The sequence below is a fragment of the Sneathiella glossodoripedis JCM 23214 genome (assembly GCF_000616095.1).
Taxonomy (GTDB): Bacteria; Pseudomonadota; Alphaproteobacteria; order Sneathiellales; family Sneathiellaceae; genus Sneathiella; species Sneathiella glossodoripedis.
Genome location: NZ_BAMS01000002.1, coordinates 187,222 through 201,389 on the forward strand (window position 1 = coordinate 187,222; position 14,168 = coordinate 201,389).

Sequence of the window (14,168 nt, forward strand, 5' to 3'; positions counted from 1 at the left end):
CAGGGGGAGATGTTCATGCGAATTTCACAGCTACTGGAGCGGGCAGCACAAACAAAAGCGGATGCCATTGCGACCATATTTGGCGATCGTACCAGGACCTATTCCGAGTTTCGCCATCGCGTCCAGAAATTTGCCGGTGCACTGAGAGAGCTTGGGGTCACAGATGGCGAGAGAGTCGCCATTTTGGCGCAAAACTCGGATCGGTATCTTGAGTTTTATTACGCGACCCCTTGGGCGGGCGGTGTGTTTGTACCGGTAAATACGCGACTTGCTGTCCCTGAATTTGCCTATTGGCTTAACGATAGTGGTTCAGAAATTCTGCTGGTGGATGATGCGTTTGCACCTGCGGTTGCTGAGCTTCGTAATCTGGTCAAAGGCCTGAGGACAGTGATATATATTGGGGATAAGGAGACCCCAGAGGGGCTTTTGAATTATGAAGACCTCATAGCAGAGGCTGCGGCGGTAGAGGATGCCGGGCGGCACGGGGATGATCTGGCCGGGCTTTTTTACACGGGCGGGACCACGGGGGTTTCCAAAGGGGTGATGCTCAGTCATAACAATCTTGTCGTTAATACGCTGAATTCCATGCCAGCCTATGGGTTCACCGAAGAAAGCGTTTGGCTGCATGCGGCGCCCATGTTTCATATCGCTGACGGGGCCGCTGTTTTTGCCGCCGTGATGGGGATGAGCCGTCATGTGTTCATCCCCGGCTTCACACCAGAGCTGACATTGCAGGCCATTGAAAATCACGGGATCACTGAAACGCTTCTGGTACCAACCATGGTCAATATGCTGGTTAATCATCCCAGAGTACGCGATTTTGATCTGAGAAGCCTGAAAAATATTGTTTATGGCGCGTCCCCCATGCCAGAAGCGGTTATTGTGAAAGCGCTTGAGGAGTTGCCCGGATGCGGGTTCACCCATGCTTATGGGCAAACAGAATGTGCGCCGCTGGTGACCTATACGGGGCCAGAATATCACGTGCTTAGCGGGCCAAATGCGGGGCGTTTCAAATCTGCAGGTCGGGCGGCCTATTCGGTGGAAGTGAAAATATTCGATGATGATGACAGGGAAGTGGCGCCAGGGACTGTCGGTCAGGTCTGTGTGCGCGGCGACAATGTCATGTTGGGATACTGGAACAAACCCGAGCAGACGGCCGAGGCCCTTAAAGGCGGGTGGATGCACACAGGCGATGGCGGTTACATGGATGAACAGGGCTTCGTCTATATTGTAGACAGGGTCAAGGACATGATCATTTCCGGCGGGGAAAACGTCTATTCAGCGGAAGTGGAAAATGCCATCTATCAGCATGAGGCGGTTGTTGAATGTGCCGTAATTGGTATTCCTCATCAGAAATGGGGGGAACAGGTTCACGCAGTTGTTCGCCTGGAAGAGGGGGCTGAAGTGAGCGAGGCGGATATCATCGAGTTTGCGCATACATTGATTGCCGGTTTCAAATGCCCGCGCAGCGTTGAATTTACCAAAGATCCGCTGCCATTGTCCGGGGCAGGAAAGATCCTCAAAACTGAACTTCGCAAACCCTACTGGGCGGAGCAGGAGAAGGCGGTTAGCTGAAAAATCTCTGTGAAAAGCAGGCTGAAGCACCACCATAGAGCGTTACAAAAAAAAAGCAGCGAAGGGGTTATCTTCGCTGCTTTTTGGAGATGCGTATTTCCATCAATCCGCATTGATGAAGATCCAGCATCGGGCTTTATCGTTAACAACAGGTTAATTTTTGTGAAATTTATTAGGTTTTTATTAAAAAACCTGATTAATCGGCGCTGTTAAGGCTTTTTGATGCTTCCAATGCGATGCAAGCGACCGCTTTTAATCAAATAAAATCAGACTTTTACACTGAATAGTTCTCATGTTTGTGAGGACTAGGAAGCCATAAAGTCTTAAAAACTGCGAGATTCGCTTTGATTCGTAAAGCTACAGGCGGGAATATTCGAGATTCTACAACTAAAAATTACAACTCAAAACCGAATGCAACTTTTACTTTTTATTAACCATGTTCATTAACCAAATTTCGTCCTAAATCAACAAAATGTGCCCGATGAATGTGAGTTTCACTTGAGAAATGCAGGGGAAAAGAGGGATACTGCGCATATTAGATTTCAGAAGTGAAATTCAGTCCAGAAGTTTTCCAGAAGTACAAAAATTAATTAGTGAAACGCACGCGATGAGCGATTGTGCACGCGTGAAAAGGGTCGTTTGTGGTTGTCATACCCCCGACAGGCAAAAGTGTGAAACATAGCAAGCGGGTCTTATGGAGAAAAAGATGATAGGGAAATTGTTAAAAGGGGCGGCGATTGCTGCCGTTACATTTGCTTTGGCGTCGGTCGCGAACGCTGGCTCTCTTACTGTTGTCGGTGGTGCTGATCACAGCCTTTCAGGTTTTGATCTTTCTGGTACAACAGGATTGAATAATGGCGATGGGGTCAAATTGTTTGATGGTGATAATGATCTTGTTTGGCTTTTTCCGCCAATTTTTGCGGATGACGGTGTACCTGACACTGATGGTTTAAATGGGTTGCAGCTTTCAGGGGCACCTAGCACACTTCGTTTTACCTATTTGGGTAGTGAAGCTGGCGATTTGAACCGTGCATTTTATTCCGGAACATCACCAGCGACACTTCTTTTCGACACCTCAAGTGGTATTGGAACTTTCACAGACATTTTAATTGGCACAGATGGTGCTGTTCCTTTTTACTTTGAGAATGAGGGCGGTTATAGCTGCGCTATCATCTTTTGCTGGGAAAATGATGATGAACAGGCAAATAACGAAGATGGTATAGACTGGCATGTTAGTTTGGCTTTTTATCAGGAAAGTGCAACTTCAGTGATCGCCTTGTTTGGTGATGGTTCTGGTGATTTGGACATGGATGATATGGCAATGCGCATTTCAGTTGTTCCTTTGCCACCTGCGCTGTTGATGTTTGGTGCAGCTTTAATTGGGCTGGGCTGGTTCCGTCGCCGCAAAATGAGTGGAACTGCATAAGACATCACTTTAAGCCATTTGAACTTTTAACGCGGGAAATGCCTTGGTATTTCCCGCTTTTTCATTGCGGATTTGGCTATAATTCTGATGGCATGGCGGCTATGCGGCCGGGTCATGGCAGTTGGGTATATTTTGCTTGTATGAAATGCTTTAATCCGATAGTTAAGCAGCAGAAATGCGCAGGCTGTAAGTTCTTGGTTTTAGAAGTGAGATACATGCGCAAGAGTTGATTACTCTTTTGTGGTGATTGGTCACAAAAGAGGGGTAAGGATTACAATAATGATTAGAATTTCCGGATTGTTGATCGCAATCGTCGCTGCGTTTTTGACCGTTGCGGGTTCCGCCAATGCGGCAACCATGTGGTTCACAAGTGGAAATGGGACCGCCGGTGCCAATTCCTATAGCTTTACTGTTGATGGTGTCACAGCCGTTGCAACCCCGATGGGCAGGTCCAATGGCGGGCAAACTATTCACCAATATAGCACTGGGCTTGGTGTCTACAGCAGCGATTGTAATTACAGCTGTTCCACTGACAGTGACCATCAGGTGGATGGTTATATGTATGGCGAAGCGGTTCGGCTGCGCTTTAGTGAGCCGGTTCTGTTGACGTCCATCCTGTTTTCCTATGTGGGATGGAATGATGATTTCAAATACCGTGTGGACCGCCAAAGCTGGTCAGCCAGGCTGGATATTCCAAATGACAGCAGCTATGAATTTGCGGGCGATGGTATTTTGGGGCAGGTCTTTCGTATTGGTGCATTCGACTATAATGATGAATGGAAGCTGCGCGGCGTGAGCTTTAGCACCATCAGCGCGGTTCCGTTACCGCCAGCATTGCTGATGTTTGGTGCAGCGCTTGCAGGCCTTGCGCTGTTCCGGCGGGGTAAAAAAGCCCTGTAATATTTCAGGTTTTGGATAAAGTTTCGAAAACGGAGGCAAGTTGCCTCCGTTTTTTATGGCCGGGGAGTAACAGCGCCCACGAAATCCTCACAGCATAGAACGAGCCTTCGTCTGTAGATCGCCTGCTGCCGTTTGCGCCGCGGGCTATCAAACGTTTTAAGGAGTAAAATGTTATGAGAGTATATTTTTTAAAACTGCTGGGGGTCATCTCCCTGCTTTTATGGGCTTCCCATGCGGGGGCTAACACATACGATTTTACATCTGGTAATGGAATCAAACTTGGCAATTCTTACCGTTTTGCAAAGGGTGGGATTACGGTGGATGCAACTCCACATAGTACGCTAGCAATTCCTAGTTTTCCCGACATCCATCAAGATGGCAATGGCTTGGGGATTACAAGTCATCGATGGGACGACGGAGAGGTAGATGGGTATGGTGCCGATGAAACGATTAAATTGACTTTCAGTACAAGTGTTATGCTTGAAAGCATTTTATTTGGGGACGTTGGCTTTAACGATCACTTCAGATATCGGGTTGAGGGCGGATCCTGGGTCACTAGAGATATTTCAGGTTCTGGAAACAACGGATATTTTGACTTCGCCCTTCCAGGAATTCTTGGAACTGTTTTGGAAATTGGCGCAGAATACTGGAACGATGATTTCATGGTAAGAGGCGTTAAAGTATCTGCTGTCCCTCTGCCACCAGCCGTTTTATTGTTTGGTGCAGCGCTTGCGGGGCTTGGGTGGTTCCGCCGTCGGAAGATGGGTCAGGCGTAGGCCATTATTTAAGAAACAAGTCGGAGACGGAGGCAAGTTGCCTCCGTTTTTTTATGAGGAATTGGCAGAAAAGACCTCACAGTTGGTCGGAAGACCCGTCCCAATGATGTCCGGTTCAATCGAGACCGGTATCCTAGAGTATGATGGAGTATAATATGTATTTAAAATGGATGGCGATCCTTCTGACACTTCCTTTTTTGCTCAGCCCAGCAGTGGCAGGCGCAGGTGTTATTTATTTTAGCGACGGTTACGGTGAAATTATCGATGGAGTGTATAATTCACCCACGGTAGATGGGGTTTTCGTAACGGCAAAGGCAACTGCTTATGATGCCGGTGTCCCCGTCAACGCCGCTCTTAATCAGGATTTTGATGGTTTGGGCGTTGATGCGACTTCAGGTGATCCGAATATCGATTTCAAAGGGCCCAAAGAAGGGATCAAATTGGCCTTTAGCAAACCGGTTTTGCTTACTGAATTGATGTTCACGAATGATGATGACGCGTTTAGTCAAGATTACAGTTTTGATCTTAATTTTGATGGAGCTATTGTATATGGCAATGGTATTTTTGATGCATATGAGGATTATGAATATCTGGGATATGGATCCTATATATTCACTACAGGCATCCTTATTAACTACATGATTGAAATCATGAACTCCAACATAGACACAAGCTATCGATTGTATGGGGTGCGTTATTCGACATCGGCTGTCCCGCTGCCGCCAGCGATTTTATTGTTTGGTGCGGCGCTTGCGGGGCTTGGGTGGTTCCGCCGTAGGAAGATGGGTCAGGCGTAGGCCATTATTTAAGAAACAAGTCGGAGACGGAGGCGTGATGCCTCCGTTTTTTTTGGTGCTGGCATCAGTTGGGGCAAAGACGAATGTCAGCGCGGCGGGGGCGGAGGCTGTTTGTGGGATTAACTCCCATGCCCATTGCAAAGATCTGGCGATCAGGGATCCCGCGGCTGATGAGTATCTGGGCGATTTTTTCAGCGCGAAGTTTAGAGAGGTGATGGTTGAGGGCAATAGGGCCGCTGGCGTCCGCATAGCCTGTAATCAGGATATCAACGTCTGACTGGCGTTGGATAATATCCTTTGCGAGCAGACGAAGCTGCTGCAAGTCGCGCGGATGATCAATGGCTGTACCGCCAAGGGCAAACGCAACACTGAGCTGGACATTTGATCGCAGACAGGACGGGATTCCAGAGGGCTCTGGTTTTTGTACTGGCGCGGGTTTAGTTGCTGTTTCTGCGGCTTTCGATGACAGTGTTGCAAGTGCCGTTTTGATATCATTTATTTCTGCCCTTAAATCCGCCATGGCCGTTTCGGTTTTTTCGAAATATTTGGTGAAATGCCGCAGGCTGGTGATCATATAGCTTTGCAAATTTTCTAGGCCGGATTTAACCTGATCAGGCAGTTCCAGTGTGCTGTCCGCGGCCGTGAAATATTCAATGCCACGCGGCAGCACTAAAGGGGTCCGTGCACGCAAATCAAAAAACAGATCAAAATGTGCTGTGCTGCCTAAATGGAGCGCCGAAGAGTGGCTGTCCTGATCGGGAAATACAACCGTCGAGACCGGAAAGAGGAGTTTCGAGATCAGATCAAGCGGCGAGAAATCATTGGGTGATGCATTGTTTAAGGCGGGGCAGGCAACACCCAAGCGATAGCCGGGTAAGCTGGAGGATGCTGTCTGGGCCGGTTCCGTCGCGCAGGAGCTAAGCCTGTCAGCCTGATTGACCACATGTGCCCCAATCAAGGAAGTCAGCAGAAATAACAGCAGACTGAAAGCAGCAAATTTGTGATCCCCCATTTCGCGGAAAAACAGGTAGCGGGAAAATACATCCTGCGCCTGACGAAACGGCCGTCCCTCTCGCAAGCGGCCATCTTCTTCACGGAGATTGAGGAAGGCGCGTGAAAACCTGCTTTGCGATACAATCACTTTATGGTCCTGAATACGCCCCCGGCGCGGGACAATCAAGATCAGGCGAAGCAACATATTACTGAGGAGGATATAAACGGCGATCAGAACTGCCTTGATGCGGGCGCCCGCACTTAGTCCTTCAAACTCATCAGAAGTGAACAGTTGATACAGGAGTACACCCGTGAAGATCAATGCCAGTATCAGGCTATATAGAAGCCAGATCCCGATGAAGAGAAGGGTCATGACAACAGCCAGTTTGAGTGCTGTCAGAATAATATCTTCGAGGCCGGCAAATTCCAGATAGGAAATGTCGAAGCGATCCAGAATTGACAGTTGCAGTATAGTCCCGCTTATGACGAAATAGATGGCCAACAGTGTAATGAGTGTGGGGAGGAACAATGAAAAATTCCGGGTGTGATTGACCCGCATATGGATATCGCAGAATAATTCCCCCTCTAGCGCTGAATTCCTGCATCGACGGCCGCTTCGGGTTTTGCCCTGACATTGCATTTTACTTCTCCACCACTTGTTAAAAGAACAATATTGGTACTTATAAACAACTTTAAGTGGCGAATTGTGAAATGACTGGCGGGTTTTGCAAATTCAGGTGATTGCACTTCTTGCTCTGACAGGGGAATAGGTTTAGGAATATAACTTAAAAGAAGCTAGAGTTTTTGAGGAAATTACCAAATGCCCCAATATCGATCCAAAACCTCAACCCATGGCCGTAATATGGCTGGTGCGCGGGCGCTATGGCGCGCGACAGGAATGCAGGATGGGGATTTTGAAAAACCGATTATCGCCATCGCCAATTCATTTACGCAGTTTGTGCCCGGTCATGTGCATCTTAAAGACCTGGGACAACTGGTAGCCCGCGAGGTGGAAAAATGTGGCGGTGTTGCCAAGGAATTTAACACCATTGCCGTGGATGACGGCATTGCAATGGGGCATGATGGCATGCTCTACAGCCTGCCATCGCGCGAGGTGATTGCCGATGCTGTTGAATATATGGTCAATGCCCATTGCGCCGATGCCATGGTCTGCATTTCCAACTGCGATAAAATCACGCCCGGCATGCTGATGGCGGCAATGCGGCTCAATATTCCGGTGGTGTTTGTCTCTGGCGGGCCGATGGAGGCCGGTAAGGGAATGGCAGACGGCAAAGAGGTCGGGCTTGATCTGATCGATGCGATGATTCAGGCCGGAAATCCTGATATTTCTGATGAACAGGTCGCGGAAGTCGAACGCTCTGCCTGTCCGACATGCGGATCGTGCTCAGGCATGTTCACGGCAAATTCCATGAACTGTCTGACCGAGGCGCTGGGTCTGGCACTGCCGGGCAATGGCAGTTTGCTGGCAACCCATGCGGATCGCCGCCAGCTCTTTTTGGATGCTGCGCGTACCATCGTGGACATTACCCGCCGTCATTATGAGCTGGAAGAAAAGGGATTATTGCCGCGGGAAATTGCCTGCTTTGAAGCGTTCGAAAATGCCATGACACTGGATATCGCCATGGGCGGTTCTACAAATACAGTGTTGCATTTGCTGGCCGCAGCACAGGAAGGTGAAATCGATTTTACCATGGAGGATATTGACCGCTTAAGTCGGAAAGTCCCTCATTTGTGTAAAGTGGCCCCCAGCACACAGGATTATCACATGGAAGATGTGCACCGTGCCGGTGGCATTATGGGGATCCTTGGAGAGCTGGATCGGGCTGGCCTGATCCATAACGAATTGCCCATGGTGCATAGCCCCACGGTTTCGGATGCACTGGCCATGTATGATGTGGTGGTCAGCCGCGCCAATACCGTGCAGGAATTTTATCGCGCCGGGCCCGGGGGCGTGCGAACAACAGAAGCGTTCAGCCAGTCCAAACGGTATGCCGATCTGGATACCGATCGGGTCAATGGCTGCATTCGAATGAAAGAACATGCTTATAGTCAGGATGGCGGGCTTGCCGTTCTGTATGGCAATATCGCCCATGAAGGCTGTATCGTGAAAACAGCGGGTGTGGATGAAAGCATTCTGAAATTCACCGGGCGGGCGCGTATCTTTGAAAGTCAGGATAGTGCTGTTGAAGCCATTTTGGGTGACAAGATTGTCGCAGGTGATGTGGTGGTGATTCAGTATGAAGGGCCCAAGGGTGGCCCGGGTATGCAGGAAATGCTGTATCCGACTTCATATCTGAAATCAAAGGGATTGGGTAAAGAATGTGCCTTGCTGACAGATGGCCGTTTTTCCGGAGGCACATCAGGTCTTTCCATCGGTCATGTGTCACCTGAAGCTGCCGAAGGGGGTAATATCGCGCTGGTTCAGGAAGGCGATACCATTGAGATTGATATACCAAACCGGACCATCAATCTGGCAATTACGGATGCACAGATGGAAGAGCGCCGCAAAGTAATGGAAGCGCGCGGCGGTGATGCCTGGAAACCTACAGAGAAGAGATCACGGGTCGTTTCCAAAGCCCTGCAGGCTTATGCCGCTTTGACAACCAGTGCGGCCCGCGGTGCGGTCAGGGATGTGACGCAAGTCCAGAAATAACAACCCGCTCTTTACATGATAGAAGCGCGCATATTAATGGAGTATGCGCGCTTTGTTTTTGCTTGAATTGGTTGTGCGCCTATGCAAGAATTTATTTGCTGAATTGGGGAGGGGCGCTTTGAAATTTTTTTATCTTTTTGCGATGTTGGTGGTATCCGCCTGCGTGACAGACGGTGCAATGAGCCCAGTTACCCGTGAGCCAGTGGTCAATCATGATAAATACAGGAAGATTACCTTGAATTGGGCGGAAACAGGTCGAGGATTAACAACACGTCTATATTTAAGGGGACTAAACGATGGCGGGCAGTACCGGATATGTGCCTATTACGTAGATGATGCGACCGGCGTTCAAAAGCTTTCGGTTCGGGCGTGGTTGGACGAGGCTTACTTCACTTATAAGGGGGAGAAAATCGTATCCACGAAATTTGTACCCTGGCAAGCCAGGTCAGTTGGAGCCAAAGCCGCATGTGTTACGACCAAGGCCTTGTACAAGGATGTGAACCTTTTCGGGATTAGGGTCGAAGGAAATACGGTTAGAGTGAGTTTTTAACCCACCAATCCCAGTTCTTTTTGCATCTTTTTCGTCAGTTTTTTAGAGACGATTTCGTGGGCGGTTTTGATATAGGTTTTTAAGTCTTCATCCGTCATGGCATCGGGATGTTCCAGTTGCACCCATTTGGCCCGCGCAAGGTAGGGTGCGGGGATGATGCCGTCCTGTTCGATCAGGATCTGATAAGACAGATCACTGCATTTGAACGAAATTTTCGAGTGATTGCCCGCTCCCCAGATGGAGCAGATGGCAAAGATTTTGCCGCCCACCTTCCAGACACTGGAATTCCCCCATTGAATGACGTTGCTCGTTGCCTTCAATGAGGCGCAAAATTCGTCAAATTCCTGTTCTGTCATTTTTTGATCTCTAAAGAATTAGTTAATCCTTAATTTACTCAATCCCTGCATAATTGACAAATACCGGATTTGTATTGAAGTAAAATATGTATCAGTTATATCTCGCAATCAGTGGTCATGTGGCAATCGCCAGTATTCTTATTGCCTGCGCGACATTAGCATCACCGTCGCGATATCAAAAACCACATCTTCGATCTGCTTTTGTTTATTTTCGAGCCTTTATGGGGCTGGGTGGTGTATCTGTACTCTTCCTTAGCCTGAGTATTCTTGAGAGAAATTTATTTCTGGAGAGCCTGATCTGGATTTTTGGTGTCACTGCGTCTGCGTGTTTTTTGATTGGTTTAAACCACGCAGTAGGGAGAAAATTTAGCGGTTTTGATAAAATCTTGTTTGTTGCTTCCTTCATCGTATCCGTCTTAACGATGACCGTCTGGACAGGGGATGTCGCAAGAACGCATTCGTCGAATTTTATTTACTTTTGTATGCTGGCTTTGATTTTGTCAGCGCTCAATGCATCAAGACGGCAGCATGAAAGAGCGTTCAGATTGATGAAAATGGCGTCTTTATTTTGCATGGTGCCACTTTTGATCCGCTCTTTGCTCATGATCATATGGCCAGAGACGGGTGTGAAAATTTCTCTCATTATATGGACCGGTATTCATGGGGGATACATGATCTTTTTAACCTTTATCCTGCAGATGATGTATTCAGTTACCTTGATCGAAGAATTAAAGCGGGTGAGCCTGACAGATGCGCTGACGGGTTTGCAAAACCGCCGCGCTTTTAATGATTTATATCAAGTACTCAGAGATCCGGAGGGTGAGCGAGAGGGTGATACAGGGCTGTTGATCTGTGATCTGGATTTCTTCAAGAAGGTCAATGACAACTATGGGCACGAAAAAGGTGACGAGGTGCTCAAAGCTTTTGCAGAAACATTAAAAGCCAACAGCCGGAGCGATGATTTTGTTTCGCGCATTGGCGGAGAAGAATTTGTTATTATTGCCAAAAATTCAACAGAGCAATCCGTACAGGCGCTAGCTGATCGATTGCTGGAAGCAACGCGGGCGCTCACATTTTCTCATAACGGGGAAGAGTTTCACATTTCCACCAGCATCGGAGCGGGTCTGGTTCCGGCGCGGCACGGGTTCAAAGATCCGTTCAAGATTATCGACAAGGCATTGTATCACGCCAAAGAAACCGGTCGCGATAAGGTGACTTATGTCCCGCTGCCCGCCGGCGTATAAGGCTAGCTATTCTTTATGTTCAGGCGAAATGTATAGCTGGTTGGGCGATCATATCCGGCATGTGCGCTTTCACCGGTTTTTACAAATCCCAAATTCTGAAAAAAGCGATGATTTTCGGTAAGCTCCACGCGAACCTGAATTTCAAGAACAGGCTTGCCCAGCTCAAGGGCGTGGTCGCGGCAGGCAAATAATAGTTTTTGTCCAATGCCAGCGCCTTGATAGCATTGTGAGACCGCCAGTTTACCAACGTAAATGTAGTCTTGATACTCTTTTGCGAAAGCACAACCGACAAGGTGATCATCAATAGTGGCTGTAAAAAGAGTTTCTTCGCGGCATTTTTGCGTCAGTGACGTTTCGTTGAGCAGATGCATGGAGGAGGGAGGATCAATACGATCTTGCATATAGGCAAATGCTTCACGGATAAGGCTCAGGAGTTCCGGAATTTGCGAATACTTTTCGTCGCGGCGCACAATTACAGGAGGATTTGATGTTTTCGAGTACATTTTTGCAAATCCCGAAAGGTTAGGCTTTTTGTTACTTATCGGGGCAGGGTGAAACGGGAAATGTGCTTGAGTGCAACTTCGCTTTCTACCTGACTGTCAGTGCGGGCAATATAGTCGACAAATGTGAGCAGGCGGGTGACAGTTGTGCCATCTTCGGAAATGGGACAGATGACGGTTTCAATGCCTTTAAAGTATTTTTGCGGGCCCACATAGGGAATCGAGTTTCGGTTTATTTTGCAAGTGTTGACCACTTCTTCCATGCTTTGCCAGATTTTACTGTCGGGGCCGCGCCCTTCATAGGTGCGCCAGCGTTTGCCCATGCTGTTTTGAGCGCTGTGAGAAAGGATGACGTCGCCGGTGATCCGTTCAATAAAGTCCAGAGGGTCATATTCTACGTGGATCAGGACAAGATTTGGCAGTAGGTGCTTAATTTCGGCAGGGTTTATATCTGCCCAGCGAGGCATCAGGCGATTGCCACATTTTTCGGTCCAGTATTTCAGGCCTTCATCAACTATTGTGGATTTCAAGCCTTCAAAATTTTCGTGCTGCATAGTACCTACTACTCAGTTACTCCAACTCGTGCAGTGTATAGCAGGCAAGGCGCACATTAACAAATTATTAAATAGATAAGATATGCTCAGGATTATGCCGCCAGACCTTTCAGGCGGGAGTGGGGCAGGATGACATGGGCACTGGTTCCAACACCAAGCTCACTTTCCAATTTGAAGTAGCCATCATGGGATTCAGTCAGCAAACGGACCAGGCTGAGACCCAATCCGGTTCCCTGATGATTGCGATTATAGGTTGATTGGATTTGACCAAACTGGGTTTGCACATGGTCAATATGTTCCTGTGCGATGCCGATACCCGTATCGGTTACACTGATTACAATATCCTGATCCGCATTGAAGCTGACGCGGGTGCAGATTTCGCCGCCTTCGTCTGTAAATTTGACCGAGTTGGAAAGTAAATTCGCAATGATCTGTTTGATTCGGGTGGGATCCGCAAACAGGACGGGCAGGTTATCTGGTAAATCGGTTGTCAGGATCAGTTTTCGTTTCTGCGCAGAGACCGACACCATTTGAAGGCAGCTGTCAATGATTGCTTTAAGATCCATATCCTGTTCCATCAACTGGATTTGGTTGGCTTCAATTTTGGCAACGTCGAGAATGTCATTGATAACCTGCAGAAGATGTTCGCCTGCATTGTTAATGTCGGTGGCGTATTCTTTGCGCTTTTCCTTGTCCAGTATGGCGTAATCATCCATCATCAACAGTTCGGAAAACCCTATAATTGCATTGAGTGGTGTGCGCAATTCATGGCTCATATTAGCGAGAAACTGTGACTTGGTGCGGCTCGCCTTTTCAGCAACTTCTTTGGCGATGCGAAGTTCGCTCGTGCGTTCCTCCACCATGTCTTCGAGCTTTTGAGTGTTTTGACGCAGGACCAGCTCTGCTTCTTTCTGGTCGGTAACATCTACAAATGTAACCAGCATACCCGCCGGTGTTGGTTGTCGGGTGACTTCCAGATAACGCCCATCAAGCTGTTTGCGAACCTGATGAAAGGGAGTGAAGGAGCGAACATTATTAAGCAGTTTTTCAAGGATTTCCTCAGAGATTTCCTCGCCGACCTTGTCATGGGTCATCACATGCATGATGAAATCTTCAATCGGGGTTCCCTTTTTACGCAAGGTATCGGGAAAATCCATGATTTCAAAAAACAGCTCGTTCCAAAGCGTGAGGCGTAGATTGTTGTCAAACAGTCCAAGGCCAGCGTTTACATTCTGCACAACTGTTTCCAGCGTTGTGGCTTTTTCAGAAAGCTCAATTCGCCGTTCTGCGAGTTCAAGCGTGCGCTGACGGACGCGTTCATCGAGCCGGTTGTTTGCTTCTTCAAGTTTCTCGCGGGAATTTGCAAGTTCTGTTATGTCAGAATAGGTTGTGACGAAACCGCCGTCGGGCAGGGGATTGCCAACAACACGGATCCGTCGCCCATCCGGTCTGGTGCGTTCGAAGTCATGGGGTTCCCGCAAATAAGCGAGGCCCATCCGTTCTGCGATCTGTTCCTCAATATCGCCGGGGCCATATTCCCCGCGCTCAGCATTATAGCGAAAGACATCCTCAAGTCGCGTTTTGCCAGCGACCAGCAAGTTGGGTGGGAGGTCCAGTATTTCGATAAATTTCAGGTTAACAAACACAAGATTGAAATCTGCATCCATGACACTAATGCCGTGATCCAGATATTCAAGGCAGGTATGTGTAAGTTCCATCCCCCATTGCTCAGACACGATAGCCAGCTTCCCCCATAGCAACAGCCACACTACAACAATTTTTACTCTTCATGGCCGAAGAGATTAGGGGGCAATTCCTAAATT

13 protein-coding genes are annotated in these 14,168 nt (G+C 48.2%); 8 read left to right on the plus strand and 5 right to left on the minus strand.

The window, feature by feature from the left end:
• The first annotated feature begins 15 nt into the window (after positions 1 to 15).
• The 5 genes from JCM23214_RS08930 (at position 16) to JCM23214_RS08950 (ending at position 5,474) form a co-directional block, all read left to right on the plus strand.
• Positions 16 to 1,575 carry a long-chain-fatty-acid--CoA ligase gene (locus tag JCM23214_RS08930; protein ID WP_025898649.1) on the plus strand — a complete coding sequence of 520 codons (1,560 nt, stop codon included), beginning with the start codon at positions 16 to 18 and terminating at the stop codon, positions 1,573 to 1,575.
• A 706-nt stretch (positions 1,576 to 2,281) separates the two neighbouring features.
• Entirely contained in the window at positions 2,282 to 3,001 is a 720-nt protein-coding gene (locus JCM23214_RS08935) for a VPLPA-CTERM sorting domain-containing protein (RefSeq protein ID WP_148301819.1), read from the plus strand.
• A 279-nt stretch (positions 3,002 to 3,280) separates the two neighbouring features.
• Entirely contained in the window at positions 3,281 to 3,901 is a 621-nt protein-coding gene (locus JCM23214_RS08940) for a VPLPA-CTERM sorting domain-containing protein (RefSeq protein ID WP_025898651.1), read from the plus strand.
• 173 nt (positions 3,902 to 4,074) lie between these two features.
• A complete protein-coding gene (locus JCM23214_RS08945) occupies positions 4,075 to 4,677 on the plus strand; it encodes a VPLPA-CTERM sorting domain-containing protein (protein WP_025898652.1) in 603 nt (200 codons plus the stop codon).
• 155 nt (positions 4,678 to 4,832) lie between these two features.
• Positions 4,833 to 5,474, plus strand: a complete 642-nt coding sequence (locus tag JCM23214_RS08950) for a VPLPA-CTERM sorting domain-containing protein (RefSeq protein ID WP_037493201.1) — start codon at positions 4,833 to 4,835, stop codon at positions 5,472 to 5,474.
• A 64-nt stretch (positions 5,475 to 5,538) separates the two neighbouring features.
• Here JCM23214_RS08950 and JCM23214_RS08955 read toward each other — a convergent pair whose 3' ends face one another.
• Positions 5,539 to 7,107, minus strand: a complete 1,569-nt coding sequence (locus JCM23214_RS08955; protein ID WP_084264694.1) for an OmpA family protein — start codon at positions 7,105 to 7,107, stop codon at positions 5,539 to 5,541.
• 180 nt (positions 7,108 to 7,287) lie between these two features.
• Here JCM23214_RS08955 and ilvD point away from each other — a divergent pair, with 180 nt between their 5' ends.
• Both ilvD and JCM23214_RS08970 read left to right on the plus strand, forming a co-directional pair.
• Positions 7,288 to 9,141, plus strand: coding sequence for a dihydroxy-acid dehydratase (ilvD, locus tag JCM23214_RS08965; protein WP_025898655.1), 1,854 nt, complete (start codon positions 7,288 to 7,290; stop codon positions 9,139 to 9,141).
• Positions 9,142 to 9,259: 118 nt separating this feature from the next.
• A complete protein-coding gene (locus JCM23214_RS08970) occupies positions 9,260 to 9,691 on the plus strand; it encodes a hypothetical protein (protein ID WP_148301820.1) in 432 nt (143 codons plus the stop codon).
• On the opposite strand, the gene JCM23214_RS08975 is transcribed toward JCM23214_RS08970, so the two are convergent.
• Complete coding sequence (locus tag JCM23214_RS08975; protein WP_025898657.1) at positions 9,688 to 10,047, minus strand: MmcQ/YjbR family DNA-binding protein; 360 nt, start codon at positions 10,045 to 10,047, stop codon at positions 9,688 to 9,690. The two genes, JCM23214_RS08970 and JCM23214_RS08975, sit on opposite strands and share 4 nt — an antisense overlap.
• Positions 10,048 to 10,133: 86 nt before the next feature.
• Here JCM23214_RS08975 and JCM23214_RS22360 point away from each other — a divergent pair, with 86 nt between their 5' ends.
• On the plus strand, positions 10,134 to 11,291 hold the full coding sequence (locus JCM23214_RS22360) for a GGDEF domain-containing protein (RefSeq protein WP_025898658.1): 1,158 nt from the start codon (positions 10,134 to 10,136) through the stop codon (positions 11,289 to 11,291).
• Positions 11,292 to 11,293: 2 nt separating this feature from the next.
• Here JCM23214_RS22360 and JCM23214_RS08985 read toward each other — a convergent pair whose 3' ends face one another.
• The 3 genes from JCM23214_RS08985 to JCM23214_RS22365 all read right to left on the minus strand — a co-directional run bounded on the left by JCM23214_RS08985 (position 11,294) and on the right by JCM23214_RS22365 (position 14,081).
• Positions 11,294 to 11,794, minus strand: coding sequence for a GNAT family N-acetyltransferase (locus tag JCM23214_RS08985; RefSeq protein ID WP_025898659.1), 501 nt, complete (start codon positions 11,792 to 11,794; stop codon positions 11,294 to 11,296).
• A gap of 35 nt (positions 11,795 to 11,829) precedes the next feature.
• Positions 11,830 to 12,345, minus strand: a complete 516-nt coding sequence (locus tag JCM23214_RS08990) for a PAS domain-containing protein (protein WP_025898660.1) — start codon at positions 12,343 to 12,345, stop codon at positions 11,830 to 11,832.
• A 92-nt stretch (positions 12,346 to 12,437) separates the two neighbouring features.
• On the minus strand, positions 12,438 to 14,081 hold the full coding sequence (locus tag JCM23214_RS22365; protein ID WP_148301821.1) for a sensor histidine kinase: 1,644 nt from the start codon (positions 14,079 to 14,081) through the stop codon (positions 12,438 to 12,440).
• Positions 14,082 to 14,168 lie beyond the last annotated feature (87 nt).

Coding starts and splice junctions, on each gene's coding strand:
- JCM23214_RS08930 (WP_025898649.1), top strand. CDS start 16: ATGCGAATTTCACAGCTACTGGAGCGGGCAGCACAAACAAAAGCGGAT.
- JCM23214_RS08935 (WP_148301819.1), top strand. CDS start 2,282: ATGATAGGGAAATTGTTAAAAGGGGCGGCGATTGCTGCCGTTACATTT.
- JCM23214_RS08940 (WP_025898651.1), top strand. CDS start 3,281: ATGATTAGAATTTCCGGATTGTTGATCGCAATCGTCGCTGCGTTTTTG.
- JCM23214_RS08945 (WP_025898652.1), top strand. CDS start 4,075: ATGAGAGTATATTTTTTAAAACTGCTGGGGGTCATCTCCCTGCTTTTA.
- JCM23214_RS08950 (WP_037493201.1), top strand. CDS start 4,833: ATGTATTTAAAATGGATGGCGATCCTTCTGACACTTCCTTTTTTGCTC.
- JCM23214_RS08955 (WP_084264694.1), bottom strand. CDS start 7,107: ATGCAATGTCAGGGCAAAACCCGAAGCGGCCGTCGATGCAGGAATTCA.
- ilvD (WP_025898655.1), top strand. CDS start 7,288: ATGCCCCAATATCGATCCAAAACCTCAACCCATGGCCGTAATATGGCT.
- JCM23214_RS08975 (WP_025898657.1), bottom strand. CDS start 10,047: ATGACAGAACAGGAATTTGACGAATTTTGCGCCTCATTGAAGGCAACG.
- JCM23214_RS22360 (WP_025898658.1), top strand. CDS start 10,134: ATGTATCAGTTATATCTCGCAATCAGTGGTCATGTGGCAATCGCCAGT.
- JCM23214_RS08985 (WP_025898659.1), bottom strand. CDS start 11,794: ATGTACTCGAAAACATCAAATCCTCCTGTAATTGTGCGCCGCGACGAA.
- JCM23214_RS08990 (WP_025898660.1), bottom strand. CDS start 12,345: ATGCAGCACGAAAATTTTGAAGGCTTGAAATCCACAATAGTTGATGAA.